The sequence below is a fragment of the Aeromonas sp. s1(2024) genome (assembly GCF_040908005.1).
GTDB classification, from domain to species: domain Bacteria; phylum Pseudomonadota; class Gammaproteobacteria; order Enterobacterales; family Aeromonadaceae; genus Aeromonas; species Aeromonas caviae.
Window position 1 is genome coordinate 1 of the sequence record NZ_JBFOCW010000092.1, and the last position, 14,497, is coordinate 14,497.

General features: G+C 65.5%; 13 protein-coding genes. 8 read left to right on the forward strand and 5 right to left on the reverse strand.

The window, feature by feature from the left end:
* Window positions 1–314: 314 nt before the first annotated feature.
* Window positions 315–647 carry a cupin domain-containing protein gene (locus tag AB5Y70_RS21140; protein ID WP_043155034.1) on the reverse strand — a complete coding sequence of 111 codons (333 nt, stop codon included), beginning with the start codon at window positions 645–647 and terminating at the stop codon, window positions 315–317.
* 206 nt (window positions 648–853) lie between these two features.
* Between AB5Y70_RS21140 and AB5Y70_RS21145 the strand changes: the two genes are divergently transcribed.
* From AB5Y70_RS21145 to dhaM, 4 genes are all read left to right on the forward strand, one after another.
* Window positions 854–2,212 (forward strand): NCS2 family permease, encoded by a 1,359-nt coding sequence (locus AB5Y70_RS21145; protein ID WP_010675944.1) that lies wholly within the window; start codon window positions 854–856, stop codon window positions 2,210–2,212.
* Between the two features lie 228 nt (window positions 2,213–2,440).
* Window positions 2,441–3,511, forward strand: coding sequence for a dihydroxyacetone kinase subunit DhaK (gene dhaK / locus AB5Y70_RS21150; RefSeq protein ID WP_043155030.1), 1,071 nt, complete (start codon window positions 2,441–2,443; stop codon window positions 3,509–3,511).
* Window positions 3,512–3,520: 9 nt separating this feature from the next.
* Window positions 3,521–4,150, forward strand: a complete 630-nt coding sequence (dhaL, locus tag AB5Y70_RS21155) for a dihydroxyacetone kinase subunit DhaL (protein ID WP_043155027.1) — start codon at window positions 3,521–3,523, stop codon at window positions 4,148–4,150.
* Window position 4,151: 1 nt separating this feature from the next.
* Window positions 4,152–4,868 (forward strand): dihydroxyacetone kinase phosphoryl donor subunit DhaM, encoded by a 717-nt coding sequence (dhaM, locus tag AB5Y70_RS21160; protein WP_043155025.1) that lies wholly within the window; start codon window positions 4,152–4,154, stop codon window positions 4,866–4,868.
* A gap of 60 nt (window positions 4,869–4,928) precedes the next feature.
* Here dhaM and dhaR read toward each other — a convergent pair whose 3' ends face one another.
* Both dhaR and AB5Y70_RS21170 read right to left on the reverse strand, forming a co-directional pair.
* Window positions 4,929–6,830, reverse strand: a complete 1,902-nt coding sequence (gene dhaR / locus AB5Y70_RS21165) for a dihydroxyacetone kinase operon transcriptional regulator DhaR (RefSeq protein WP_043155037.1) — start codon at window positions 6,828–6,830, stop codon at window positions 4,929–4,931.
* Window positions 6,831–6,902: 72 nt separating this feature from the next.
* Window positions 6,903–7,796 carry a LysR family transcriptional regulator gene (locus tag AB5Y70_RS21170; RefSeq protein ID WP_043155023.1) on the reverse strand — a complete coding sequence of 298 codons (894 nt, stop codon included), beginning with the start codon at window positions 7,794–7,796 and terminating at the stop codon, window positions 6,903–6,905.
* A gap of 116 nt (window positions 7,797–7,912) precedes the next feature.
* Here AB5Y70_RS21170 and AB5Y70_RS21175 point away from each other — a divergent pair, with 116 nt between their 5' ends.
* From AB5Y70_RS21175 to AB5Y70_RS21190, 4 genes are all read left to right on the forward strand, one after another.
* Window positions 7,913–8,965 carry an agmatine/peptidylarginine deiminase gene (locus AB5Y70_RS21175; protein ID WP_043155020.1) on the forward strand — a complete coding sequence of 351 codons (1,053 nt, stop codon included), beginning with the start codon at window positions 7,913–7,915 and terminating at the stop codon, window positions 8,963–8,965.
* 132 nt (window positions 8,966–9,097) lie between these two features.
* Window positions 9,098–9,997 (forward strand): N-carbamoylputrescine amidase, encoded by a 900-nt coding sequence (gene aguB, locus AB5Y70_RS21180; RefSeq protein WP_043155018.1) that lies wholly within the window; start codon window positions 9,098–9,100, stop codon window positions 9,995–9,997.
* Window positions 9,994–11,103: an extracellular solute-binding protein gene (locus AB5Y70_RS21185; protein ID WP_043155016.1), complete on the forward strand. Its 1,110-nt coding sequence runs from the start codon at window positions 9,994–9,996 to the stop codon at window positions 11,101–11,103. The genes aguB and AB5Y70_RS21185 overlap by 4 nt, the downstream gene beginning before the upstream one ends.
* Before the next feature lie 16 nt (window positions 11,104–11,119).
* Window positions 11,120–12,241: an agmatine/peptidylarginine deiminase gene (locus AB5Y70_RS21190; protein WP_043155014.1), complete on the forward strand. Its 1,122-nt coding sequence runs from the start codon at window positions 11,120–11,122 to the stop codon at window positions 12,239–12,241.
* A gap of 90 nt (window positions 12,242–12,331) precedes the next feature.
* Here the strand turns inward: AB5Y70_RS21190 and AB5Y70_RS21195 are convergent, their stop codons facing one another.
* Window positions 12,332–13,036 (reverse strand): SDR family oxidoreductase, encoded by a 705-nt coding sequence (locus tag AB5Y70_RS21195; protein ID WP_042016491.1) that lies wholly within the window; start codon window positions 13,034–13,036, stop codon window positions 12,332–12,334.
* Window positions 13,037–13,402: 366 nt separating this feature from the next.
* Complete coding sequence (gene ydiK, locus AB5Y70_RS21200) at window positions 13,403–14,488, reverse strand: AI-2E family transporter YdiK (protein WP_043155010.1); 1,086 nt, start codon at window positions 14,486–14,488, stop codon at window positions 13,403–13,405.
* Window positions 14,489–14,497 lie beyond the last annotated feature (9 nt).

Genomic DNA, 14,497 nt, shown 5'->3' on the forward strand with positions numbered 1-14,497 from the left:
CCGGGGGTCGCGGGTTCGAGTCCCGTCCGCTCCGCCACTAAATTGAAAGGCCTTCCCTATCGGGAAGGCCTTTTTGCTTTCTGGCGTCTGGATAAGGGCTCAGGGAACAAGAGGCTACCACCAGGGCTGCGACTTGCCACTGACAACTCGATCCCGCTCTGTTGTCCTTTGTGCTTGAGCCGGACTTTGTCCGTCTCTGCGTCCGTTATGCCACTAACAAGAAGCCCAGTCGACAGACTGGGCTTTTTTTAGTCTCCACGGTCTCCTCTTCGATCTTCGCAGCAGAAGCATTGCCTTCTTGAGCCGTGAGCTTGCTAGTAATAGACGCAGAGCCAGACGGTTGTCTCGGTCGGATGGGTCCACTCCACCCGGTGCTGAAGGTGCGCCGGGATGTTGATGTAATCCCCCGGCCCCAGATGGACGCGTTCCTGTACCCCGGTATCCGGTGTGATGAAGACCAGGATGGCCTCTCCCTGCACCAGCAATACCCATTCGTGTTCATCCTGATCGAACCACTCTCCGGTAGGGGTCTGCTGCCCCTGGGAGAGAATGCGCTCGATACGAACATTGTTGGTACTGACCAGATCCGCGAACACTTCACTGGGCAGGGGGGAGGGGATCCGGCCAAGCAGGTTGCCTGTGTGCATGGGCTTCTCTCCGGTAGATGGGAACGTGGCTAGCTAAGAGTGTAGAAGCTTGGGATGGGCCGCTCTCATGGAAAATGAGGCCTCCAACGAGCCTTTTTATGAAAAACTTCGGGGAAATGGGGGCTTATCCGCTGCAATCTCGTCAAATTCTTGCTATTTTGCGCGCCAGAAAGCAAACGATTTCCTTCACACTTTCAGGATGAACTATGGCAACGCAACAAACGACGGCCCGCGCCGGCAATGGCGGGTTTCTGGATTCCTATTTCTCCATCAGCCAGCGTGGCAGCACGGTGCGACAGGAGCTGCTGGCCGGGTTGACCACCTTCCTGGCGATGGTCTACAGCATCATCGTCGTGCCGAACATGCTGGGCGCAGCCGGTTTTGAGCAGGGCCCGGTGTTTGTGGCGACCTGTCTGATCGCCGCCTTCGGCTCCCTGCTGATGGGGCTCTGGGCCAAGCTGCCGATGGCCATCGGTTGTGCCATCTCTCTCACCGCCTTTACCGCCTTCAGCCTGGTGCTGGGTCAGGGGCTGAGCATTCCGGTCGCGCTGGGCGCCATCTTCCTGATGGGGGTGCTGTTCACCCTGATCAGCGTCACCGGCGTGCGCCAGTGGATCCTGGACAACCTTCCCTCCGGCATCGCCCACGGTACCGGCATCGGTATCGGCTTGTTCCTGCTGCTGATCGCCACCAACGGGGTCGGCATGGTGATCAAGAATGAAGGGGCTGGCCTGCCGGTGCAGCTCGGCGAGATCACTGCCTTCCCGGTCATCATGACGGTGCTGGGTCTGGCTGCCATCTTCGGCCTGGAGCGCCGCAAGGTGCCGGGCGGTATCCTGATGGTGATCATCGCCATCTCCATCCTCGGCCTCATCTTCGATCCGAAAGTGACCTGGCAGGGCTTCTTCGCCATGCCGAGCCTGAGTGGCGAGAATGGCTCCCTGGTGGGCAGCATGGATCTGCTGGGCGCCCTCAATCCGGTGGTGATTCCGACCGTGTTGGCGCTGGTGATGACCGCCGTGTTTGACGCCACCGGCACCATCCGTGCCGTGGCTGGTCAGGCTGGCCTCATCAACGAGCGTGGTCACATCATCAGCGGTGGCAAGGCCCTGACTGCGGACTCCGTCAGCAGCATGGTGGCGGGCGTGGTAGGTGGTGCTCCGGCAGCCGTCTACATCGAATCCGCCGCAGGGACAGCTGCCGGCGGCAAGACAGGTCTGACCGCCACCCTGGTCGGCGTGCTCTTCCTGCTGATGATCTTCCTCTCCCCGCTGAGCTATCTGGTACCGGCCTACGCCACCGCACCGGCCCTGATGTATGTGGGCCTGCTGATGCTGGGCAACGTCACCAAGCTGGACTTCAACGACTCGGTCGATGCCCTCTCCGGCATGCTGTGCGCCGTCTTCATCGTGCTCACCTGCAACATCGTCACCGGCATCATGTTAGGCTTCGTGGCCCTGGTGGTCGGCCGCCTGTTTGCCGCCGAGTGGAAGAAGCTCAACATCGGCACCGTCATCATCGCCGTGGCCCTGGTGATCTTCTACGCCGGTGGCTGGGCCATCTAATCCTCACGCTATCGAGAAGGGCCCTGCGGGGCCCTTTTTCATGGCTGTGAGGCGGCTAACACTTTCCCGGATCTTCCCCATCCGCTCGTTTCAGATTGAAACGTCAGGCTTCGTTTGTTGTTTCAGATCCGAACCGAAATCCCTGTCATTTTTATCCCCCTATGGCTCGCTAGACTGGCTGCATCAACCATCTGTCCACCCGTATGGTGGCAAGCCAAGGAGTGAGCCATGAAGAAGCTGATCAATGCTGTCGATGCCGTGGTCCGTGAACAACTGATGGGGATGGCCGCTGCCCACCCCGAGCTCAAGGTGCGAATCGAACCCCACTACATCACCCGCGCCGATTCCCCCGTGACGGGCAAGGTGGCGCTGGTCTCCGGTGGCGGCAGCGGCCACGAGCCCATGCACGGTGGCCTGGTGGGTAAAGGAATGCTGGATGGTGCCTGCCCCGGCGAGATCTTCACGTCCCCGACCCCGGATCAGATGTACGAGTGCGGTCAGGCCGTCGACGGCGGCGCCGGCGTGCTGTTTCTGGTGAAGAACTACACCGGCGACGTGCTCAACTTCGAGACCGCGGTCGAGCTGCTGCACGGTGACGGGGTCAAGGTGGGCTTCGCCCTCATCGATGACGACGTGGCGGTGAAGGACAGCCTCTACACCGCTGGCCGCCGCGGGGTTGCCACGACAGTGTTGTGCGAGAAGCTGGTCGGTGCCGCCACCGAGTCGGGCTACGATCTGGCGCGCTGTGAGGCGCTGGCCCGCCGCATCAACAACCAGAGCCGCACCATAGGCGTGGCCATGCACGCCTGCACCGTGCCTGCTGCCGGCAAACCCTCCTTCACCCTGGCGGACAACGAGGTGGAGTTCGGCGTGGGCATTCACGGCGAACCCGGTATCGAGCGCCGTCCCTTCACCGACCTCAACGCCCTGGTGGACGACATGTTCAAGGAGCTGACCGACAACAGCCCTTATGGCCGCACCCTGCGCCACTGGGACAGAACCACCGGCAGCTGGCAGGAAGAGCACACCTTTATCGAGTCGCTCAATGGGGGTGACCGGGTCATCGTCCTGGTCAATAGCCTCGGCGGCACCCCCATCTCCGAGCTCTACGGCGTCTATGGTCGCCTCGCCACCCTGTGCGAAGAGGCGGGCATTCATCTGGTGCGCAACCTCATCGGCCCCTACTGTACCTCCCTCGACATGACCGGCATCTCCATCACCCTGCTCAAGGTGGATGACGAGCTGATGACCCTGTGGGATGCCCCCGTTCACACCCCGGCCCTGCGGCGCGGCTGCTGAGGAATATTCATGTTAAGCAAGCATCAGATCGTCAACTGGCTGCTCGACTGCGAGCACATCTTCACCGAGCAGCGTGACTACCTCACGGCGCTGGATACCGACATCGGCGACGGCGACCACGGCCTCAACATGCAGCGCGGCTTTGCCAAGGTGGCGGAGAAGCTGCCCGCGGTGGCGGACAAGGACATCGGCCTGGTGCTCAAAACTACCGGCATGACGTTGCTCTCCTCGGTCGGCGGCGCCAGCGGACCCCTCTACGGCACCTTCTTCATCCGGGCGGCGGCCAGCAGCGATGCCTGCCAGAGCCTGACCCTCGGCCAGCTCGGCAAGATGCTGAGCGACGGGGTGGAGGGGATCGTCTCCCGCGGCCGTGCCGAGCCGGGTGACAAGACCATGTGCGATGCCTGGTGGCCCGCTCTGGCCGCCCTGCAGCAGGCGGAACAACAGGGCCTGCCGCTCCCCGAGGCGCTGGACAAGGCGGTGGCTGCCGCCGCAGCCGGCACCGAGGCCACCATCCAGATGCAGGCTCGCAAGGGGCGCGCCAGCTATCTTGGTGAGCGCAGCATCGGCCATCAGGATGCGGGGGCCACCTCGACCCTGCTGCTGCTGACCGCCCTGCGTGACAGAGCGAGGTTGTGACATGATCGGCATCGTAGTGGTCTCTCACAGCGCCATGCTTGCGGCCGGTTTGAAAGCCCTGGCCGATCAGCTCGGCAGCCCGGCGAAACTGTTGCTGGCGGCCGGGGTCGATGACCCCGCCCATCCCATCGGCACCGACGCCATCGCCGTGATGAGTGCGATGGAAGAGGCGGATGACGGCAGCGGGGTACTGGTGCTGATGGACTTGGGCAGCGCCCTGCTGAGCGCCGAGACCGCCCTCGAGCTGCTGCCCCCCGAGCTGAGCGCCCGGGTGCGGCTCAGCCCCGCCCCGCTGGTCGAGGGCACTCTGGCCGCCGTGGTGGCCGCTGGCGCAGGCCTGACGCTGGACGAGGTAGCCGCCGAGGCGCTTGGCGCCCTGGGCCCGAAACAAGGAATGCTGCCTGCCAGTGCGGCGCAGGCCACCACGGAGGCAGCCCCCGTTGCCGACGACGGCTGGTTGCGCTGCGAGGTGGTGGTCGATAACCCCCACGGCCTGCATGTGCGCCCCGCCGCCCGGCTGGTCGCGGCACTCAAGCCCTTTGCCGCTGAACTCAGGCTGCAAAAGGGGGAGAAAGAGGCGAATCCCCGCAGCCTGAGCCGGCTCGCCATGCTCGATGTGCGCCAGGGGGACAGGCTCATCCTGCTGGCGCGAGGGGAGGATGCCGGGGCGGCGCTGAGCTGCTTCCAGCAACTGGCGCAGGATCGCTTCGGCGACTGAAACATTCCCCCATCCGGGCCCCGTCACGACGGGGCCCGCTTTTTTTGAGGGGCGTTCTGGTCAGTGGTGGTAGTCGGCGGGATCGATGTCGAGCAGTTTGAGTCGCCGCCAGAGGGTGGTGCGGCTGATCCCGAGCTGGCGCGCCATCTGGCTGACCTGGCCCTTGCTGGCACGGGCGGCCCGCAGGATCGCCTGATGCTCCAGCTCCGCCAGGGTGAGCAGCGGCTGTCCCACCACCTCGTTCGCCAGCAGGCAATGACCCTGGCGGATGGCGGCCGGGAGCGCCCGGGGCGGGATCTGTGCCTCACTGCAATGCAGCAGGGCATACTCGATGGCGCTGCGCAGCTCCCCCAGGTTGCCGGGCCAGGGGTAGGCCAGCAGGCAGTCGAGGGCGTCAGGGGTGAACTGGCGCCCCGGCTCGCCCCCCTGCACCGCCAGGTGCTGGCGGATGAGGCCGGGCAGATCGGCGCTGCGCTCCCGCAGGCTCGGCAGCCAGAGTTCGCACCCTTGCAGCGCATAGAGCAGCTGGCGACCGAATCCCCCCTCCTGCACCCGCTGCTCCAGCGGGGCGCTGCTGGTCGCGATGATCCTCACCCTGAGGGGCAGGATGCGGGCGGAGTCGAAGCGCTGGATGCGCCCCGTCTTGAGCAGTTGCAGCAGGGCGGCCTGCATGGGGGCGGGCAGGCACTCCACCTGCTCCAGCACCAGGGTGCCACCGTGAGCCAGCTCGAACTTGCCGGCCCGCTCCTGCCCCGCCTCGTCGGACCCCATGAGTTCCAGCGCCATCCGCTCCCTCGGCCATGCCTGGCAGTTGAAGATGACCAGGGGGCCGGCGGCTCGCTCGCTGCCAAAGTGGATGGCCTCCGCCAGTTGGGCCTTGCCCACCTCCTCTTCCCCTCGCAGCAGGACGGGGCCCTGTCCCCTGGCCGCCTGGCGGGCGTGGCGAAGCAGTTTGCGCATGGCGCTCGACTCCCCCACCAGGGCGGAGAGCTCGGGCACCGTCTGGCGCAGTTGATGAATGGCGCGCAATCGATCGGTGGGATGGAGCAGGACGATGAAGCTGACCCCGTCCGGTCCCGGGAGGGGCTTGAGGCTCACCAGGGCGTCGATGAAGGCCTCGCCACGGGTCTCCCGCCGCTCCAGCGTCACCTCCACATGGCTCAGGGGGGTCATCTCCGCGATGGCCAGACGCAGGCGCTGGGGCAACAGCAGATGGTGATCGAGGGGCTGACCCAGGCAGACATCCGGGTCGAGTTGCAGCCGACTGGCCGCCAGGGCGTTGAGGTAGCGCAGCCGCCCCTGGGGATCCCAGGCCAGCACGCCGTCTTCCATGCCATCCAGCAGGGCATAGAGCTCGCTCAAATGGTGCTGGGACTCCTGCATCAGGCGCTCCATCTGCAGCAGATTGGCCAGCTCACGGCCGGCGCTGACGGTGAGCGCGAGATCCCCCGGCGCGGCCTCTTCCACCCGGCAGATCAGGGCCACGATCGCCACCTGGCGACCGGTGCTGTTGTAGACGGGGCTGGCACAGCAGTGCCAGGGGTGGAGACGCTGGTTGAAGTGCTGGGGGCCGCTGACGCAGAGCGGCACCCCCTCCAGGGCCGCAAGGTTGACGGCATTGGTGCCGATGCGTCCCTCGCTGAAAAACGCGCCTGGGCCAAAACCGAGTGCCGCCAGCGCCTGCAGGGTATCGGGGTGGCCGGTCCGGGCCAGCAGGCAACCGCTCTCGTCTGTGAGCAGCAGGACGCAGGGGCGCCCCTCCATGAACTCGTAGAGATCCTCCAGCGCCATCTCGCCGGTGGTGAGCAGGTCCCGTTTGCGCTGGCGCAGGCTCTCCAGGGTCTGCCCTCTGGCGCAGTGGGGAGGATGCCAGAGGGACGCGCTGGTCTGGTGGGCACAGCGCAGCCAGGAGGCCTGCAGGTGCTCGGGCCAGGACGAGAGGGGCTGGGGGACGGATGGCATGGTCACGGCGATATCCGGCAAAAGGGAAGAGGCCATTTAATCACCCTTGCCGCCCCGATTCAGTGACCGCTCTCAGAGTGTCGCGTCCTTGCCCCGGGTGGCAGCCTCTGCAGCAAACTGCTGCTGGAGCCATTGGCTCACCGCCCGGCACTGGGGACTGCCTTCGCTCTCCTGATGGATCAGCATGTTCCAGTTCGGCCCGGCCACCCGGTGGGACGAGAGGGGCAGCAGCCACCCCTGTCGGCGTGCGTCGCGAGAGAGCAGCTCGCTCGCCAGCGCCACCCCGAGCCCGGCGCTGGCCGCATCCTGCAACAAGCCGGGATCGGAAAAGTTGAGCCCCTGGGTCTGCAGGTGCAGATCGTCGCCGCCCTTGAGGGTCCAGTGGTGCCAGTCCATCTCCCGCTCCCCGTGCAGGGTGGTGCGCTCCTGCGCGGGCTGTGCCAGCACGGCCGGGCTCGCCACCGGCAGCAGCCGATCCGCCAGCAGCGGCTGATGGCGGCATTCCGCCTGGGGAGCCAGCCCCCAGCGCAGCGAAATGTCGATGGTCTGCTCGGCCATGTTCGGCGTGTCGTCGCTGGTGAACAGCCAGAGATCGATGCCCGGATGCTTGCGGTGAAGGTCGGCCAGCCGGGGCAGCAGCCAGAGGCGGGCGATGGCGGTGCTGGTGTTGAGCACCAGCTGGTTCGGCTTGCGGTACTGCTCGAGGCGCTGTATTCCCACCGCCAGTTGCAGCAGTACCTGCTGGGTCGTCTCCAGCAGATCCTGGCCCGCGTCGGTCAGGGCGACGGAACGTCCCTGGCGGTGAAACAGAGGCTGGCCAAGCAGCTCCTCCAGCGAGCGGATCTGCTGACTGATGGCAGATTGGGTGAGGTGCAGCTCCTGGGCCGCCTGATGAAAGCTGCCGAGCCTGGCCGCCGCCTCGAAGCCGCGCAGCACGTTGAGAGGGGGCCAGTGTTTGAACATCATTGATTAGCTCCGCTTATCACTTTTATCGAAAATCGATCGTTTGTTACCCATCAACGGGGAGAATAGTCTATTCCCATCGTCAATAACCTTAATAGTACCTAATCAGAGAGGCTGAGATGCGCGAGCAGGGAATGAGGGCTGTGGGCTGGTTCATGCCAGCGGAGTGGTGCCGGCACGCGGCGACCTGGATGGTCTGGCCGCACAACAAGGCGCTGTGGGAAAACGGCTGGGGCGTAACCCTGTCCCAGGTCCAGCAGGACTTCGCCCGGGTGGTCAATGCCATCGCCCGCTTCGAACCGGTGAACCTGGTGGTGGATCCCGCCGCACAGGCGGAGGCTCGCGCCCTGTGCGGCGACGGGGTGCGCTTCATTCCCCTGCCGGTGGATGACAGCTGGTGCCGTGACTCCGGCCCCACCTTCATCTGCCATCCCGAGCTTGGCACCGCCGGGATCAGCTGGCGTTTCAACGCCTGGGGCGGCAAGTCGGCCCACGGTCTGGATGAGGGGCTGGCGCGGCGCGTTCTCAACAGCCTGGAGCTGGAGTGCATCGGCAGCTTCCTCGCCAACGAAGGGGGCGCCATCCATGTGGATGAGGAGGGCACCCTGATCACCACGGAGTCGGTGCTGCTCAACAGCAACCGCAACCCCGGCATGACCAAAGTGGAGATCGAACGGATCTTCAGCCGCCTGCTCGGCATCGAGAAGACTATCTGGCTGCCGGGGGACCCGGACCACGTCACCGGCGACATGACGGACGGTCATGTGGACGGGGTCTGCGCCTTCAGCCGCCCCGGCCACCTGCTGGTGGACGCCACCCTGGACGGGCACTCCACCTATGGCCGCGTGGTGCGGGAGAACCGCCGAGCCCTGGCCCTGGCCACCGATGCGAGAGGTCGCTCCTTCGAGTGCCTCGAGCTGTTCGAGGCGAGCGAGGCGGTGGACGCCGAGGCGGAGGTGTTCTGCGCCTCCTACACCAACTTCTACATCGCCAACGGCGCCATCATCATGCCCGCCTACGGCGTAGGCGCGGACGAGGCGGCTGGGGAAGTGCTGAGGCGCGCCTTCCCGAACAGGCAGCTGGTGCCGGTGCGCATCAACCAGTTGGCCCACGGCGGGGGCGGCATTCACTGCATCACCCAGCAGCAGCCGGCCTGGCCGGTGCAGGGGTAAGCGTTTGGAGCGGCCTCGTCAGGCGTCTGCGAGGCCTCATGACGGGATCAGGGAGGAGAGATTCATGAACAAGGTCGTCGCAACCATGCAGTTTGCCTGTCAGGGGGAACGCGTGTCAGGGAGGGTATCCGGATGAGCAAGATCGTCGTCGCCACCACACAATTCGCTTGCAGCTGGGAGCTGGAGCGCAATCTGGACACAGCGGAGAGCCTGGTACGGGACGCCGCCGCCAGGGGGGCCAACCTGGTGCTGTTGCAGGAGCTCTTCGCCACCCCCTATTTCTGCATCGAGCAATACCACGGCCATCTGGCGCTGGCGGAGTCGTTCGAACAGAGCCGGGTGTTGCGCCGCTTCTCGGCCCTGGCGCGGGAACTGGGGGTGGTGCTGCCCATCAGCTGGTTCGAACGTGCCGGCAACGCCTGCTTCAACTCCCTGGCGGTGGCCGATGAGGATGGCCGGCTGCTCGGGGTCTATCGCAAGACCCATATCCCGAACGCCATCGGCTATCAGGAGAAGGAGTACTTCAGCCCGGGGGACACGGGGTTTCGGGTCTGGGACACGGCCGCCGGCCGCATCGGGGTCGGCATCTGCTGGGATCAGTGGTTCCCGGAGGCGGCCCGCGCCATGGCGCTGCAGGGGGCCGAGCTGCTGCTCTATCCCACCGCCATCGGCTCGGAGCCGGGGGCAGAGGGGCTCGATTCCCGGGATCACTGGCAACTGACCCAGCGCGGCCACGCCGCCGCCAACATCATGCCGGTGATCGCCGCCAACCGCATCGGACGCGAGGTGGCGACCCGGGATCCCGCGTTGCAGATGCGCTTCTATGGCTCCTCCTTCATCACGGATCACAAGGGGGCCCTGCTGGCCGAGGCGGACAGGGATACCCCGGGCGTGCTGGTGCGGGAGCTGGATCTCGCCGCCATGGCCGAGGAGCGGCTGACCTGGGGCATCTATCGAGATCGCCGCCCCGAGATGTATGGCGCCTTGCTGAGCCTGGATGGGCAGAGCCATCGGGGAGGGCGTCCATCATGAGCCCACTCACCAAGATAGCCACGGCACTGGCCCTGCTGCTGGGTCTGGGGGCCCAGGCCGCAGAAGGGACGGGGGAGGCGACAGAGGAGAAGGTGCTGCGCCTCTACAACTGGTCCGATTATTTCGCCCCCGATACCCTGAGCGAGTTCACCCGGGAGACCGGGATCCGGGTCATCTACGACGTGATGGACAGCAGCGAGACCCTGGAGGCCAAGCTGATGGCGGGTCGCAGCGGGTATGACCTCATCTTCCCGGGGGACACGGTGGCGGAGCGGCTGATGCGGGCGGGCAGCCTGCAGCCCCTCGACAAGGGCAAGCTGCAACACCTGGGGGACATAGACCCCGGCCTGGCGCGGCTGCAGCAGGCCTACCCCCATGCGAAGGAGGCCGTGGTGCCCTACACCTGGGGCACCATAGGGCTCACTTACAATGCGGACGCTATCAAGCAGCGGATGCCGGATGCCCCGGTCAGCAGCCTGGACATGCTGTTCAAGCCCGAGCTGGCGGCGAAATTTGCAGATTGCGGCATCTCGGTCATCGACTCCCCGGACGAGGTGCTGGCGGTGGTGCTGCACTATCTTGGGCGGGATCCCCGCAGCGGCAAGGCGGACGATCTGGAGGCGGCCCTGGCCCTGCTCAAGGGGATCAAGCCCTATATCCGCAAGTTCCAGTCCCAGCCGGTGACTCAGCTGGTGAACGGGGATCTCTGCCTCTCCCTGGGCTACAGCGGCGACATGACCCAGGCCAGGCGCACCGCCGCCGAGGCGGGCAAGCGGGCCGACTTCGAATACCGATTGCCGAAGGAGGGGAGCACCATCTGGATGGACACCATGGCGATCCCGGCGGATGCCCCCCATCCTGACTATGCCTATGCCTTTATCAACTTCGTGATGCGCCCGGCCAACATGGCGGCCATCACCAACAGCACCGGTTATCCGACTGCCAGTGCCAAGGCCAGACCCATGGTGGATGCCACCATGACGGCCAACCCGGATATCTACCTGGACGAGGCCAGCTACCAGCGGCTCATTCCGGGTCAGGATATAGCACAATCCCAGATGCGTGCCCGCATGCGAGCCTGGACTCGCTTCAAGAGCAGCCTCTGAACCCAGGAGTAGAACGATGTTTTCCCGACGCCACGTATTGAAACAGCTGGTTGCCCTTGGCGCCATTGCCGGGTTTGGCAGTCTGCCCGGTGCCCGCGCGGCCTTCGCCGCCGGCGAACCCGGCGCCGCCGCTCGCTACCACATGCCGGAGGAGTCCTCCCCCCAGGCCCTGGTGTGGGTGGCCTTCGGGGCCACCAGCGAGATCTGGGGTCGCCACTACAAGGAGGTGCAGGCCACCATAGGGCGGCTGGTGCAGGCCATGGTGCCCTACACCCGGGTCAACGTGCTCTGCCATGAGGATGACGAGGCGCTGGCGCGCCAGTTGTGCGGCGAGCGCAACACCCACTTCGTCCACGCCGAGATGGATGACATCTGGCTGCGGGATACCGGCGGCGTCTTCGTGCAGGACGAGCAGGGAGGGCTCGGGCTGGTGGACTTCAACTTCAACGGCTGGGGTGACAAGCAGGAGCACAGCCATGACGCCAGGGTCGCCGCCCTGGTGGGCCGGCAGACCGATGCCTATTACCTGCAGAGCGAGCTCATCGGTGAGGGGGGCGGCATCGAGGTGGATGGCAACGGCACCGCCATCATGACCGAGAGCAGCTGGATCAACAGCAACCGCAACCCCGGCCTCACCAAGGCGCAGGTGGAGGCGGAGCTCAAGGCCAACCTGGGGCTGCGCAAGATCATCTGGCTGCCGGGGATCAAGGGCCGTGACATCACGGATGCCCACGTGGACTTCTACGCCCGCTTCGTGCGCCCCGGGGTGGTGGTGATCAACATGGACAACGATCCCGACTCCTACGACTACAAGGTGACCCGCCAGCACCTCGCCATCCTGCAGCAGGCGACGGACGCCGACGGCAACAAGCTGGAGCTGCATCAGCTGCCGCCGCCCCTGGGCGGGCGGGACAACAAGTTCAGCCGCAGCCCGGACTTTGCCGCCGGTTACATCAACTACCTGCCCATCAACGGCGCCGTCATCGCTCCCCAGTTCGGGGATGCCAGGGCCGACCGTCATTGCCGGGATCTGCTGGCCCGCCTCTATCCGGGGCGCAAGATAGTGCAGATAGACATAGACCCGGTGGCGGCCGGGGGCGGCGGCATCCACTGCATCACCCTCCATCAACCTGCCTGATCTTACGCGCAGGCCGCCTCTGGCGGTGTGACGCAGGACAAGGGGCGCCTCGGCGCCCCTTGTCCTTGCTGGCGTTCCATGGCGCCTCGCTCAGATCCCCGTCATGCCGATCTCGTCGAGCTGGACGTGAGCGGGTTGGCGCAGGGTGTAGAGCACGGCCTCGGCCAGATCCTCCACCTGCAGCCAGCCGGGCTTGCGATCGCCCGGGCAGGCCGGGGGCGGCACCTGCACCAGTCCGGGACAGAGGGTGTGGACCCGGATGCCTTGATGCTGCACTTCTTCCCGCAGTGCCCGGGCGAACCCCAGCACCGCAAACTTGGCGGCGCAGTAGACGCTGGCCCTGGCATAGCCGTGCCTGGCGGCCTGGGAGGCGATGTTGATGACGGTGCCGTGGCGGTTTGCCAGCATGTCCGGCAGGCAGGCCCGGGTCAGCAGGAAGGTGCCCTTGGCACAGGTATCCATCACCCTGTCCCACTCCGATTCCGGCAGATCCTGCACCAGGTGGTCGCTGCCGACCCCGCTGTTGTTGATGAGCAGATCGACGGGGCCGAGCCGCTCCCGGATCCGGGCATGGCCGTCCCGCACCTGATCGCCGTCGCACACATCCAGCGCCAGTGCCATGACTCGCACCCCGTATCGCGCCTCCAGTCTGGCCGCTTCCTGCTCCAGCAGCCCCAGGCGGCGGGAAGCCAGGATCAGCTCCACCCCCTGGCTGGCCAGGGCCTCGGCGATGGCCAGTCCGATGCCGCTGGCGCCGCCGCTGATGAGGGCCCGTGTTGCTCTCAGTTCGTTCATCTTGTGTTCTCCTCCAATGGTGCAGGCATTGTGGCGGGCGCCTTCGGCAGGGAACAGGGGAGGGGAAGGAGTGATTCGAACCCTGGTTCGTGTTTTGGCGTTCCGGTTCGAACTTTGGTTCTAAAGGCCGCGACCGGCCGTTGGTTCGATTAGCCATAAGGCGTAATCGGACGTTCGCGTAAATCAATTCTCCCGCTATAACAGCCATCCATATTTCCCTGCTGACAGATGCCGCTGATTCATGGACACACCGGACAGCGGCATCTCGATCGTCCGATTACGCTTCGCTAATCGAACCAACATGGGACGGTAATAAACAAAAGAGCCGCCCTGGGGCGGCTCTTTGCATCGGGGATGAATGAATCGTCACGGCGCCTTGGACGGCTCCACCAGAGCGGTTGCCGGTTGGTCATCTTCCTTGATCCAGGCATCCAGCAGGGTGTAGCCCACCGCCAACACCACGGGGCCGATGAAGAGACCGATGATCCCCAGCGCCAGCAGGCCGCCGATGACCCCCACCAGAATGAGGATCAGCGGCAGGTCGGCCCCGCGCTTGATCAGGAAGGGGCGCAGGAAGTTGTCCATGGTGCCCGCCAGCAGGGACCAGACCAGCAGGAAGGTGCCCCAGGTGGTGTCTCCGCTCCAGTAGAGGTAGCCGACGCTGGCCAGCAGCACCGGGAAGGGGCCTATCTGGGCGACGATCAGCAGGAACATCAGCACCACCAGCACCATGACATAGGGAATGCCGGCGATGAGCAGGCCCAGGCCCGCCACCGAGGATTGCACCAGGGCGGTCACCACCACCCCCATGGCGACGGCGCGGATGGCCTGGGAGGCGAGCACCACCGCATTGTCACCGCGCTGGCCCGCCAGACGGTGGGCGAAGCGGCGAATGCCTTCTGCGGCCTTCTCCCCCGAGTGGTAGAGCAGGCCGCAGATGGCCACGGTCAGCAGGAAGTGGACGAACAGCAGGCCGAGGTTGCCCGCCTGGGCCGCCAGCCAGCGGGCGGTCTGGCCGAAGTAGGGGGCCAGCTTGGTGAACAGCACCTGGCCGCCGCTCGCGAGGATCTGCTGCCAGAACTCATAGAGCTTGTCGCCCACCAGGGGCACTTGCTGCAACCAGAGCAGCTCGGGGGGCGGGGATTGGCTGAGCTCGGTGCCCAGCTCGATGAGCATGGGGGCCTTCTCCGCCACGTTGGCCAGCGTCATGAAGAGGGGAATGACGAAGATGAGCAGCAAGATGCTGGTCATCAGCAACGCCGCCAGGGTGCGCTTGCCCCACAGCAGGCGCTGGGCCATCTGCATCAGGGGCCAGGTGGCGATGGTGATCATGGTCGACCACACCAGGGCGGGCAGGAAGGGGCGCAAGACCATGAAGCACGAGATGATGAGCAGGCTGAGGAACAGCAAGCCCAGGGTGATCTTGGCCAAATCCACTTTTTTCATATTCATGGCATTCCC